This is a genomic window from Gryllotalpicola sp. CP2-P1, assembly GCF_057512245.1.
The window spans coordinates 1-11,472 of the sequence record NZ_JBLRDT010000082.1; the positions used below are offsets into that span (position 1 = coordinate 1).

General features: G+C 69.3%; 10 protein-coding genes and 1 pseudogene. 3 read left to right on the forward strand and 8 right to left on the reverse strand.

Annotated features, from left to right (window positions below; genetic code table 11):
• On the reverse strand, positions 1 to 1,300 hold a 1,300-nt coding region (locus ACM2XV_RS08240; protein ID WP_487026585.1), incomplete at its 3' end, for an MFS transporter.
• Positions 1,301 to 1,425: 125 nt separating this feature from the next.
• Between ACM2XV_RS08240 and ACM2XV_RS08245 the strand changes: the two genes are divergently transcribed.
• Together ACM2XV_RS08245 and ACM2XV_RS08250 are read left to right on the forward strand one after the other, a co-directional pair.
• Complete coding sequence (locus tag ACM2XV_RS08245; RefSeq protein WP_487026586.1) at positions 1,426 to 1,998, forward strand: TetR/AcrR family transcriptional regulator; 573 nt, start codon at positions 1,426 to 1,428, stop codon at positions 1,996 to 1,998.
• Between the two features lie 54 nt (positions 1,999 to 2,052).
• On the forward strand, positions 2,053 to 3,654 hold the full coding sequence (locus tag ACM2XV_RS08250; protein ID WP_344775807.1) for an amino acid permease: 1,602 nt from the start codon (positions 2,053 to 2,055) through the stop codon (positions 3,652 to 3,654).
• Here the strand turns inward: ACM2XV_RS08250 and ACM2XV_RS08255 are convergent.
• The 6 genes and pseudogenes from ACM2XV_RS08255 to ACM2XV_RS08280 form a co-directional block, all read right to left on the reverse strand.
• Positions 3,635 to 4,240 (reverse strand): hypothetical protein, encoded by a 606-nt coding sequence (locus tag ACM2XV_RS08255; RefSeq protein ID WP_344775810.1) that lies wholly within the window; start codon positions 4,238 to 4,240, stop codon positions 3,635 to 3,637. The two genes, ACM2XV_RS08250 and ACM2XV_RS08255, sit on opposite strands and share 20 nt — an antisense overlap.
• A 52-nt stretch (positions 4,241 to 4,292) precedes the next feature.
• Positions 4,293 to 5,171 carry a carbohydrate ABC transporter permease gene (locus tag ACM2XV_RS08260; protein WP_344775812.1) on the reverse strand — a complete coding sequence of 293 codons (879 nt, stop codon included), beginning with the start codon at positions 5,169 to 5,171 and terminating at the stop codon, positions 4,293 to 4,295.
• Positions 5,168 to 6,043, reverse strand: a complete 876-nt coding sequence (locus tag ACM2XV_RS08265) for a carbohydrate ABC transporter permease (RefSeq protein ID WP_487026590.1) — start codon at positions 6,041 to 6,043, stop codon at positions 5,168 to 5,170. Before ACM2XV_RS08265 ends, ACM2XV_RS08260 begins: the two co-directional genes overlap by 4 nt.
• 88 nt (positions 6,044 to 6,131) lie before the next feature.
• A complete protein-coding gene (locus ACM2XV_RS08270; RefSeq protein WP_487026587.1) occupies positions 6,132 to 7,514 on the reverse strand; it encodes an ABC transporter substrate-binding protein in 1,383 nt (460 codons plus the stop codon).
• Positions 7,515 to 7,559: 45 nt separating this feature from the next.
• Positions 7,560 to 9,198: pseudogene (locus ACM2XV_RS08275) on the reverse strand (glycoside hydrolase family 13 protein).
• Between the two features lie 127 nt (positions 9,199 to 9,325).
• Positions 9,326 to 10,360 carry a LacI family DNA-binding transcriptional regulator gene (locus ACM2XV_RS08280; RefSeq protein ID WP_344775820.1) on the reverse strand — a complete coding sequence of 345 codons (1,035 nt, stop codon included), beginning with the start codon at positions 10,358 to 10,360 and terminating at the stop codon, positions 9,326 to 9,328.
• Positions 10,361 to 10,481: 121 nt separating this feature from the next.
• Here ACM2XV_RS08280 and ACM2XV_RS08285 point away from each other — a divergent pair, with 121 nt between their 5' ends.
• Positions 10,482 to 10,754 carry a hypothetical protein gene (locus ACM2XV_RS08285; RefSeq protein WP_487026588.1) on the forward strand — a complete coding sequence of 91 codons (273 nt, stop codon included), beginning with the start codon at positions 10,482 to 10,484 and terminating at the stop codon, positions 10,752 to 10,754.
• 127 nt (positions 10,755 to 10,881) lie between these two features.
• On the opposite strand, the gene ACM2XV_RS08290 is transcribed toward ACM2XV_RS08285, so the two are convergent.
• A partial coding sequence (locus ACM2XV_RS08290) for an MFS transporter (RefSeq protein WP_487026589.1) occupies positions 10,882 to 11,472 on the reverse strand: 591 nt, incomplete at its 5' end.

The window sequence follows — 11,472 nt, forward strand, 5'->3', positions numbered from 1 at the left end:
TGTAGCCGCCCTCGACCGGAAGCCCGGTCTGGGTGGCGTGCGCGGTGACCACGCTCGTGACGGCCGCCGTGCCGACCGCGCCGCCGATGACGCGGATGTTGGCGTTCATGCCGGTGGCAACGCCGGTCTGGTGGTGCGGCACGCTCTGCACGACGAGGCTCGACAGCGCGGCGTAGGCGAAGCCGAGGCCCACGCCGTAGAGCAGGCCCCATGCGGCGATCACCAGGGCCGAGTCGTGCAGGAAGGCGATGCCGGCCGTCGCCACGGTGCTGATCGCCGAGGTCCACACGAGCTGCATGCGGAAGGTGATGCGGTGCGAGATCCGCGCGCTGAGCGGCCCGGTCACGCCCATGCCGACGACCATGGGCAGCAGCACGAGACCCGCTCCGGTCACGGTGAGGCCGAGGCCGTAGCCCGACGAGATCGGGGTCTGCACCAGCTGGGGCAGGAAGGTGAGGATGCCGAACATGGTGGCGCCGAAGAGCAGCGCGACGAGGTTGGTGGCCCAGACGGCAGGGGTCCGCATCAGCCGCATGTCGATGATGGGGTGCGCGGCGCGGGTCTCGACGACGACCCAGAGCACGAGCAGAACGGCGGCCACGACGAACAGGCCCTGCGTGGCGGGGTTGGTCCAGCCCCAGGCGCGGCCCTCAGACAGCGGCAGCAGCAGCGCGACGAGCCACCCGGCCATGAGCACGGCGGCCCGGCCGTTGAAGCGGCCCTCAGTGCGCGTGCCCGACTCGGGCAGCAGGAACACGGCGGCGACGCCGAGCAGCACGACGAGGATCATCGGCAGCCAGAACAGCCAGCGCCAGTCGAGCGCCGACTCGATCGGCCCCGCGAGCACCACGCCGATGCCGCTGCCGATCGCGAGGATCGACGAGAGCAGCCCGATGGCACCGGGCACTCGGCGGGCGGGGTAGATCTCGCGGATCATGCCGAAGGCGAGCGGCGTGACGGCGTAGCCGAAGCCCTGCAGCACCCGGCCGACGAGAACGACGGCGAGGTTCGGCGCGAGCGCCGAGACGAGGGTGCCGACGGCGATGGCACCGAGCACCGCGACGATCGCGCGCTTGCGGCCGAACAGGTCGCCGGCCTTTCCGATCAGCGGTGTCGCGACGGCCGCCGACAGCAGCCAGGCGGACATGATCCACGTGGCGCCGGTCTGGGTCGTGTGCAGGTCGGCCTGCATCGCGGGCAGCACGGGCGCCATGAGCGACTGCAGCGCGGTCAGTGCGGCGACCGCGAGCGCGAGGATCGTGAAGGCGATGGTGGGATTCGTGGCCTTGGTTTCAGGCACAGCGGTACCGCCTTTCGTGAGAAGAGGGGGTGTACGATAGGTCAGAACCGGAGAGCTCTCCGGTGACATTGATCACAGTAACGGAGAGTTCTCCGTTTCGCAAGCGACACCTTTTGAGTTGACGGATGCCTGAAGCACAGCCCGAAGTGAAGAAGCGCGCCGACGCGCAGGCCAACTACGCGCGCATCCTCGAAGTGGCGCTTGCGGCGCTCACCGCCGACCCCGACGCCTCGCTCAACTCGATCGCCAAGACCGCGGGCGTCGGCGCGGGCACCCTGTATCGGCACTTCCCCACGCGCGACCACCTGGTCGTCGCCGCCTATCGGCACGAGGTGGAAGAGCTCGTCGATGCGGCGTACTCGCCGTGGATCGCCGAGCTCGACCCGGTCGCCGCGCTGCGCACCTGGTTCGACCGCATGGCGCAGTACGGCATGACGAAGGCCGGTCTCATGAGCGCCCTCGACGCCGCGACCAAGAGCGTGCCGTTCGAGAGGGCCGAGATCCACGGGCTGCTCACCGCGGCCATCGCGCATCTGCTCGAGCGGGGGCAGCAGGCCGGCGAGCTGCGCGCCGATCTCACGGCGGAAGACGTGCTGCTCGCTGTCGGGTTCCTGTGGCGACTCGACCCGGCATCCGATTGGCGCCCGCAGGCCGCGCGCCTGCTCGATCTCGTCGTCGACGGCTTGCGCGCGCAGTAGCGCCGTCCCCTTCCCTGGGGCCAAGCTGTTCTGACAGGCAGGGAGAGGGGACCGATGTCTTCAGCACCGCAAGACCCGCGACGAGCCGAAGCGGCCGACACGACGCCGGCGGAATACGACATCGCCGACACGAAGGAGAACCGGCTCGAGCTGCTCGGCGACCGCCTGTCGGCCGTTGAGGACTTCAGCCACGAGCAGGCCGGCTATCACAAGGGCCTCGGCGCCCGGCAGCTGCAGATGATCGCCATCGGCGGCGCGATCGGCACGGGCCTCTTCCTCGGAGCCGGCGGCCGCCTGCACGACGCAGGGCCCGCCCTGATCTTCGTCTATGCGATCTGCGGCTTCTTCGCGTTCCTCATCCTGCGCGCCCTCGGCGAGCTCGTGCTGCACCGGCCGTCGTCCGGGTCCTTCGTGAGCTACGCGCGCGAGTTCTACGGCGAGAAGGCCGCCTACGTCGCCGGGTGGATGTACTTCCTCAACTGGGCGATGACCGGAATCGTCGACTCGACGGCCATCGCGGTGTACGTGAAGTTCTGGTCGGCGTTCTCGGCGGCCCCGCAGTGGCTGATCGCGCTGATCGCGCTCGTGGTGGTCCTCGGCGCGAACCTGATCTCGGTCAAGGTCTTCGGCGAGATGGAGTTCTGGTTCGCCCTGATCAAGGTGACCGCTCTCATCGCGTTCCTCATCATCGGCGCGGTCTTCCTCGCCTTCCGCTTCCCGACGTCGTCCGGCGCAACCGGCTTCGGCATGCTCGCCGAGCACGGCGGGCTGCTGCCGCACGGCGTCGGAACGATCGTGGCGGCGGTCATCGTCGTGCAGGGCGTGGTGTTCGCCTACGCCGGCGTCGAGCTCGTCGGCACGGCGGCCGGCGAGACCCCTGACCCTCACAAGGTGATGCCGCGCGCGGTCAACTCGGTGATCTTCCGCATCGCCGTCTTCTACTGCGGCTCGGTGTTCCTGCTCGCACTGCTGCTGCCCTACACGGTCTACAGCGGCGACGAGAGCCCGTTCGTCACCTTCTTCTCGCACATCGGGAACCCCGAGGCGGGCGCCATCGCCGGCAACCTGATGAACTTCGTGGTGCTCACCGCGGCGCTGTCGTCGCTCAACGCGGGGCTGTACTCGACGGGGCGCATTCTGCACTCGATGGCGCAGGCCGGGGCATCCCCCGCCTTCACCGGCCGCATGAACGCGCGCGGCGTGCCGTGGGGCGGCATCGTGCTCACGTTCTGCGTCGCTCTGCTCGGCGTCGTGCTCAACTTCGTCGTGCCCGCGCAGGCGTTCGAGATCGTGCTCAACGTCTCAGCGCTCGGCATCGTCTCGAGCTGGGGCACGATCATCCTGTGCCAGATGAAGCTGAAGAGCATGGCGGATGCCGGCCAGCTGCAGCGCCCCGCCTTCCGGCTGTTCGGAGCGCCGTTCACCTCATGGCTCACCCTCGCGTTCCTCGTCGCGGTGCTGGTGCTGATGGCCTTCGACTACCCGACGGGCACCTACACGATCGCGGGGCTGGTGGTGATTATTCCGCTGCTGATCCTGGGGTGGTTCCTGCAGCGCGACCGCATCCTGGCCATCGCCGAGGAGCGCCTCGGGCACACGGGCATGTTCCCGACGATCCCGGGCAGGCGGCCGCCCATCACTCCGCCGGAGGAGTAGCGGGCCGCTCGAGCAGCTCCTTCAGGTCCTCTTCGATGAAGTGCGCGAGGCGTTCGTCGCGGAAGGCGGCGTAGTCGGGGTCGTCGTCCACGCGGGGGGCTGAGAGGCGGGCGGCGAGCGTTCCGCCGATCTCGTCCCATGCGGCGGCCTTCGCCTCGTCGACGAGCTTCTTGAGGGCGTCGTGCTCGACCGCGCGCGTGTCGTAGGCATCCGCCACGGCGCGCAACGCGAGCGGCTTGCGGCGATGCTCGGGCTCGATGACGACGGGCTTGCCGCCCGGGTAGATGCGGCCGCCGGTCGTGGTCTCGTCGCGGTCGAGGTCGCGCTGCGCGCGCACCGCCGCATCGCGATTCGTCTGGGCGAGCGCGTGGTACTCGCCGCGCGCGAACTCTTCGAGCTCTGCCTCGTCGAACGGCTTGCCGTCGCGCAGGGCGTTGACGATGAGGTGGTTCTTCACCGCCATGCGCACGCCGTGGTACGCGATCTTCAAGGCGTCCTCGACCAGCTCCTCGAGGGGCGCGAGAGGCTCGGGCTCGGGCGGAACGAACCGCCCGAGATCCCGTCGCTTCTTCCGGAACAGTGCCACCCTTCCATCGTGCCTCACGATGGGCATCCGCTCTGCCCCGCTCGCGTGCCCCTCAGCCCTTCACCGCGCCTCCGAGCCCGCCGCCGCGCAGGAAGGTGCGCTGGAAGCAGAGGAAGATCACGACCGGAATGAGCGAGGCGATCGCGAGCGCCGCGAGGTAGACCCCGAGGTCGGTCTGCGACGCGATCGCGGGCAGGCGCACCGACAGCGGCTGGATCTGCTGATTCGGCAGCACGAGCATCGGCCACAGGAAGTCGGCCCAGGCCGCCGAGATCGCGAACACCGACACGACGCCGAGGATCGGCCGCGACATCGGCAGCACGATCGACCAGAACAGCCGGAACGGACCGGCGCCGTCGGTCTCTGCCGCCTCGAACACCTCGGTCGGCAGCCCCTGGAAGAACCGCATGACGAGCAGCACGTTGAAGGCGGATGCCCCCGCGGGCAGCCACACCGCCCAGTAGGTGTTGAGCAGCGAAGTGCCGATGACCGGCGGGTGCAGGATCGTCAGGTAGAGCGGCACGAGCAGCACGACGGCCGGCACGAACAGCGTCGCGAGCACGAGTCCAGAGACGACCTTGGCATAGGCCGGCTTGAGCACGGCGAGCGCGAAGCCACCCGTAGTCGCGACGACCAGCTGCACGACCCACTCGCCGAGGGTCACCCAGATCGTGTTCACGAAGTAGCTGCCGATGTGCACGTCGTTCCACGCGTGCGCGAGGTTCGACCAGGCGAAGCCGTTCGGAAACAGCGACATTGGATGCTGCAGGGTGTCCTGCGTCGGCGTGATCGCCGACTTCGCGAGCCAGAGCAGCGGCAGCAAGCCGACCGCGATCAACAGCAGAAGCAGCACGACGTGCAGCACCGTCGTCGGAATCCTCACGCCGGGGCGCTTCCAGTCGGCGGACGAGATGATCGTGCGGTCGCTCATGTGTCGCTCCAGCGCTTGGTCAGACGGAAATACAGGATCGACATCAGGGCCAGGAACACCGCGAGCATCAGGCTGAGCGCGGTCGCGGCGCCGTAGTTCCCGCCGAGACTGTTGGTGAAGGCGTAGCGGTACACGAGCAGCAGGATCGTGGTCGTCGAGTCGACCGGACCGCCGCCCGTGAACAGGAACGGCTGCAGGAACACCTGCGCGGTGCCGATGATCTGCAGGATCAGCGTGATGAACAGGATGCCGCGCAGCTGCGGCAGCGTGACGTGCCAGATCTTCCCCCAGATGCCGGCGCCGTCGACCTCGGCCGCGTCGTACAGCTCGGGCGCGACGCTCGTGAGTGCCGCGAGGTAGATCACGATGGTGCCGCCGGCCGCGGCCCAGGTCGCCTGCAGCACGAGCGACGGCATGGCGGCCACCGTGCTCTGGATCCAGGGCTGGGGCGAGATCCCCACCCAGCCGAGGATCGTGTTGAACACGCCCTCGGCGCGCGCATCGTAGAAGAACTTCCACAGCAGCACCGAGACGACCGGCGGCATCACCACCGGCAGATAGGCGAGCACGCTGTACAGCCCCTTGAGCCGGCGCACCTCGCTCATGATCACGGCGACCACGAGCGGCAGGGGGTAGCCGAAGACGAGCGCGAGCAGAGCGAACCAGCCCGTGTTGCGCACCGCGACCCAGAAGGTCGGGTCATGGAAGACGTAGGCGAAGTTCTGCCAGCCGACGAACACCGGCGCGGTGACCAGGTTCGTGTGTTGGAAGCTCATGGCGACGGCCCGCACGATGGGCCACCACGAGAAGACCCCGAAGACGACGAGCAGGGGAAGCGTGAAGACGAGCTTCGACAGCCCGCCGCGCCGCACCCAGGTGATCGGGGTGCGGCGGGGGCGGACCCGCTCGGTGGGGCGGCGCACCGCCGCCCCACCGAGCCCGGTCGCCTGCTCGGCCGCCTCAGCCCTGGTCAGCATCGACGAGGGCCTGGATCTTCTTGTCCACGGCCTTCAGCTGGGCGTCGACGTCGACGCTCTTCTTCGTGAGCACAGCCTGCACGACGCTGTCGAGCGCCCCGTAGAGGTCCTGCGTGTGCGCGGAGGGCTCCGGCACGATCTGCTGGTCGAAGATGCCGTCGGTGAACGGCTTGATGTTCGCCGCAGGGATGTTGGCGTACGGCTCGATCCACTGCTGGTTCTGCTGCCAGGTGGACTTGTCGAACACGGGCAGGGTCGGCGCGTTGACCGCCTGCTTGCCCGCCTTCAGCGTCTGCGCGTTCTTCACCGCCGCCGCCTTGTCGACGGTCGGCTGCGTGCGGTAGAAGTCGATCCACTTCACGGCCGCCGCGATCTGCGCGGGCGAGTCCTTGACGTTGACGACGTCGACATTCCCGCCAGAGAGGATGCCCGCGTCGGGGCTGTCCGCCAGCGGGAAGGTGGTCACCCCGTACTTCGTCTGGTCGAAGCCGTTGGCCTGCATGAGCGAGCCGATGACGTCGGAGCCGCTCATGTACATAGCGACCTGCCCCGACGCGAACGCCTGGTTGATGCCCGCCCAGTCGAACAGGAAGTTGCTGCCCATGGCGTTGTCGTCCCAGCGCAGCTTCTGCAGCCACGCGAGCGCCTGCTTGGTCTCGTCGTTGTCGGTCGTGACGGTCACCTTGCCGTCGCTGCCGACCGTCTCGAGCCGCCCGCCGAGCGAGTTGGTCAGGGTGGCGAGCTCCCAGCCGCCGGTGTTGCCCGAGGTCATCTGCATGTATCCCGCGGTCCCCGGCACCTTCTCGGCGATGGCCTTCGCGTCGGCCTCGATCTCATCGAGCGTCGTCGGCGGCTTGTCGGGGTCGAGGCCCGCCTTCGTGAAGATCTCGCGGTTGTACGACAGCGCCATTGCGTACGGCCCCCAGGGAATGCCGTAGATCTTGCCGTCCTTGCCGGTGGCGACATCGAGCACGTTCTTGTTCCACTTGTCGGCTGTCGACGTCTTCTTGAACTCAGCCGTGATGTCGGCGAGCTGCCCGTTGTTCGCGAGCGTCTTCGAGTCGGTGAATGGCACATTGAACACGTCGGGCAGGGTGCCGCCCGCGAGCTCTGCCGCGAACGTGGTGCCGGTCCACTGGTACTCGATCGGCTTCACGATGATGTTCGGGTTCGCCTTCTCGAATTCCTTGACGCGGTCGCCGAGCGCCTTGAGGGCGTCAGCGGTCGCGCCGGGCAGCACCGGTGCGACGGTGAGATAGACCTTCCCGTTCTTGGCGCCCGCGCTGTCCGACGACGAGCAGCCCGCGAGCAGGCCGACGCCGACGGCGGCGATCGCGAGCGCCGCGATGGCCTTCCGTGACTTCATTGTCATTTCCTTTGTTCTGTGGTGAGTGCAGGTGTTCTGCGGTGATTACAGGGAGCGGCCGGCGATGCGCAGCCAGGTGGTGGAGTCGGGGGGCAGCTTCCCGCCCACGAGCGGACTGCTGGTGAGCAGCACCTCGTCGTGCGGGGGCAGGGCGAGCGGATGCCTGCTCAGATTGGTGACGTTGAGGAATCCCCCGCCCCTGCGGAAGGCGAGCGCACCGCCCGGCTGCCCGTCGACCCAGGCGAATGTGCCCGCGCGGAGATCGGCGTCGCGGCGCCGCAGCGCGAGCGCCGCGCGATACAGGTTCAGCATCGAGCCCGGGTCGCGCTCCTGCGCGGCCACGGTGAGCGACGCCCAGCTGGCCGGCTGCGGCAGCCAGGGCTCTGCAGAGCCCTCTGGACCGAAGCCGAACGGGGCGCAGTCACCTGCCCAGGGCAACGGCACGCGGCATCCGTCACGCCCGGGGTCGACGCCGCCCGACCGGAAGTGCATCGGGTCCTCGAGCCGGTCGAGCGGCAGGTCCTCGACCTCGGGCAGGCCAAGTTCGTCGCCCTGGTAGATGTACAGCGACCCGGGCAGCGCGGCGGTGAGCAGCGCGGCGGCGCGCCCGCCGCAGCCCGAGCTCGAGGTCGACCGGGGTGCCGAAGCGTTTCTTCACGAAGGCGAACGACGTGTCCTCGCGGCCGTACCGCGTCACGGGGCGCGTCACGTCGTGGTTCGAGAGCACCCAGGTCGAGGGCGCGCCCACGGGGGCGTGCGCGCTCAGAGTCTGGTCGATCGAGGCGCGCAGCTCGGCGGCGTCCCACGGGCGCGCCATGAAGTCGAAGTTGAACGCCGTGTGCATCTCGTCCGGGCGCAGGTACTTGGTGAACCGATCGATGTCCGGCAGCCAGATCTCACCGACGAGCACGCGCGTTCCGGGGTACGAGTCGGCGAGCTCCCGCCACGAGCGGTACACGTCGTGCAGCTCGTCGCGATCCGTGTTCGGGTGCTCGCCTGGCCCCGGATTCTCCGGGACCTCGGGCAGCGCGGGGTCCTTGATGAGCAGCGCGGCCGAGTCGATGCGGATGCCGCCGACGCCGCGGTCGAACCAGAATGCGAGCACGTCGAGGAACTCCTGCGGCACGTCGGGGTTCGACCAGTTCACATCGGGCTGCTCGGGGGTGAAGAGGTGCAGGTACCACTCGCCGGGAGTGCCGTCGGGGTTCGTCGTGCGCGTCCACGTGTCGCCCGCGAAGTTGTTCGGCCAGTGCGTCGGCGGCTCGTCGCCGTGCTCGCCCTTCCCCGGGTGGAACCAGAAGCGGGCGCGCTCGGGGCTTCCGGGGGGCGCGGCGAGCGCGGCCCGGAACCATTCGTGCTGGGCCGAGATGTGATTGGGAACGACGTCGATGATGGTGCGGATGCCGCGCTCGAGCGCTTCCGCGATGAGCTGCTCGGCCTGTTCGAGCGTGCCGAAGGCGGGGTGGATGCGCCGGTAGTCCGCCACGTCGTAGCCGCCATCGGCGAGCGGCGAGTCGTACCACGGGGTGAACCAGATCGCGTCGATGCCGAGGCGCTGCAGGTAGTCGAGGTGGGCCCGCACACCGGCGAGATCGCCGATGCCGTCGCCGTTGCCGTCCGCGAAGCTGCGCGGATAGATCTGGTAGATGACTGCGCTGCGCCACCAGTCGGGGTCCAGCGACAGGGGCGCCGGCGCAAGGGTCTGCGCGAGCGGGCTGCTCTGCTCGTTCACGGATCTCAACGTAGAGAACGTGACAAGATGATGCAAGAACGTAACTTTTTGGCGCACGCTTGCGTGCGTCTTGCGCCGCTTACCGCACGGCGGATGCCTTCCGCGCCGCCTTCGGCGCGGGTCCCGTCGACGACCGCACCACGAGCTCCGGCTCGAACAGGAACTCGTCGACGTCGCTCTCGACGCCCTTCATCTGGCCGAGCAGCAGCTCGAGCGCCATGCGCCCCATCAGGTCGATCGGCTGGCGCACGGTCGTGAGCGGCGGCTCGACGCTGCCCATGAGCGCCGAGTCGTCGTAGCCGATGACCGACAGGTCGCGCGGAACCGACATCCCGGCCTTGCGCGCCGCCCGAATCACGCCGAGCGCGATCGGGTCGCTCGCGCACACGACGGCGGTCGCTCCGGAGCGGATGAGCCGCGCGCCAGCCGCCTGCCCTGCCTCCACCGAGTACAGCGACCGGATCATGAAGTCGTCGGCCAACTCGAGCCCGGCATCCGCCATCGCCCGCCGCGCGGCCTCCGCCTTGCGCCGCGACGGCATGTGGTCGCTCGGCCCGAACGCGAAGCCGATGCGCGTGTGGCCGAGCTGGACGAGGTGGTTGACCGCCATATCGGTCGCCGCCCAGTCGTCGCACGAGACGGTCGGGAAGCCGAGCCCGTCGACCGGCGCAGACACGAGCACCGTCGGCAGTGCCACTTCGCGCAGCTTGTCGTAGTGCGCATGACTGGCGGCGGCCTGGGTATAGAGGCCACCCGCGAACACGACGCCAGAGACCTGCTGCTGCAGCAGCAGGTCGACGTAGTCCGCCTCGCTCACGCCGCCCGCTGTCTGGGTGCACAGGACCGGGGTGTAGCCGTTCTGGGCGAGCGCGCCGCCCATGATGTCGGCGAAGGCCGGGAAGATCGGGTTCTGCAGCTCGGGCAGCACCAGCCCGACGAGGCGGGCGCGCTGACCCCGCAGCTTCGTCGGCCGCTCATAGCCGAGCACATCGAGCGCTGTGAGCACCTGCTGCCTGGTGGCCTCGCTCACTCCGGGCTTCCCGTTCAGCACACGGCTGACCGTGGCCTCGGAGACACCGACCTTCTTCGCGACCTCCGCGAGCCTCTTCGACATGCAAGAACTGTGCAAGTTCTTGCGAGCATGTGCAAGCCGAGCGGACTGCCCACAGATCCGTCAGGCCGCACGGTTCGATGGCGCCGCGTCACGATTCGCCCGAGCCGGGGTCGTAAAGGGCATGAGCATTCTGAGCGTGCCGCTCGAGGCACTCCCCCTCATGCCGGCGTCGACGGAGCCCGCGAACCGGCCCGATGCCGACACCGCATCTCGCGCCGTCGCCGAGAACGACCGCAGGGCGCTGCACCTGACCGCCCCGTGGCACGCCGAGACCTTCCGCCACGCGCGCACCGGCGAGGTGCTGTTCGCGGCCTGCGATTGCATGCTCGAGCGCGACCACAGCTACGCCGAGCGGATGCTGTGGCCGGCCGGCCTCATGAGCCGCGACTCCTGAGGCATCCGCTCGCCCCGCCGCCGCGCCCGCCGCGCCTCCCTTGCGCTGCTCGGATCCGCTTCACGCTGCTCGGATCCGGGCAGCGTCGAGAGGATCCGAGCAGCGCGACCGGAGTCTGTCGCCCCGCTCAGCCCCAGTGCCGGTCGCGCCGCGGCACCAGCGGGATCGACAGCAGGGGCGCGACCGCGACCAGCGCGAACGCGAGCGGATAGCCGACGGCGGTGATGAGCGCCCCGATGCCGGGCCCGACGGCCGACGCGGCGAGGAACTGCCCCGTGTTCTGCAGCCCGAGGGCGCGGCCCGACCACGCGGGGCCGGCCGCCTCGGCGACCGAGGTGAACGAGAGTCCGTTGTCGGCGACGCTCACGGTCGTCGCCACGATCAGCACGACCGCAGCCGCGGCCGACCACTCCACGGTGCCCGTCGCCGCCAGGGCAGCCATCACCACGACCCCCGAGATCGCCACCCAGCGCAGCACGCGGGTGCGCGAGCCCACCCTGTCCGACCACGAGCCGATCACGATGCGGCCGATGGCTCCGACGAACTGCGAGAGGCCGATGACGACGCCGGCGGCGGTCGCGCTCCAGTGCAGCTGCGTGATGAGCCACACCAGCCCGAAGATCGACAGGGTGAACTGCGGCACGACGAGCAGCACAGAGACGAGGTGGATGCGCCACAGGAACCCGCTCGCGCGATATGGGTTCGCGGGCGCGTCGGC

Excerpts from the sequence above, each read along its gene's own strand:
- ACM2XV_RS08245 (WP_487026586.1), top strand. The coding sequence starts at position 1,426 with ATGCCTGAAGCACAGCCCGAAGTGAAGAAGCGCGCCGACGCGCAGGCC.
- ACM2XV_RS08270 (WP_487026587.1), bottom strand. The coding sequence starts at position 7,514 with ATGAAGTCACGGAAGGCCATCGCGGCGCTCGCGATCGCCGCCGTCGGC.
- ACM2XV_RS08280 (WP_344775820.1), bottom strand. The coding sequence starts at position 10,360 with ATGTCGAAGAGGCTCGCGGAGGTCGCGAAGAAGGTCGGTGTCTCCGAG.
- ACM2XV_RS08285 (WP_487026588.1), top strand. The coding sequence starts at position 10,482 with ATGAGCATTCTGAGCGTGCCGCTCGAGGCACTCCCCCTCATGCCGGCG.
- ACM2XV_RS08250 (WP_344775807.1), top strand. The coding sequence starts at position 2,053 with ATGTCTTCAGCACCGCAAGACCCGCGACGAGCCGAAGCGGCCGACACG.
- ACM2XV_RS08260 (WP_344775812.1), bottom strand. The coding sequence starts at position 5,171 with ATGAGCGACCGCACGATCATCTCGTCCGCCGACTGGAAGCGCCCCGGC.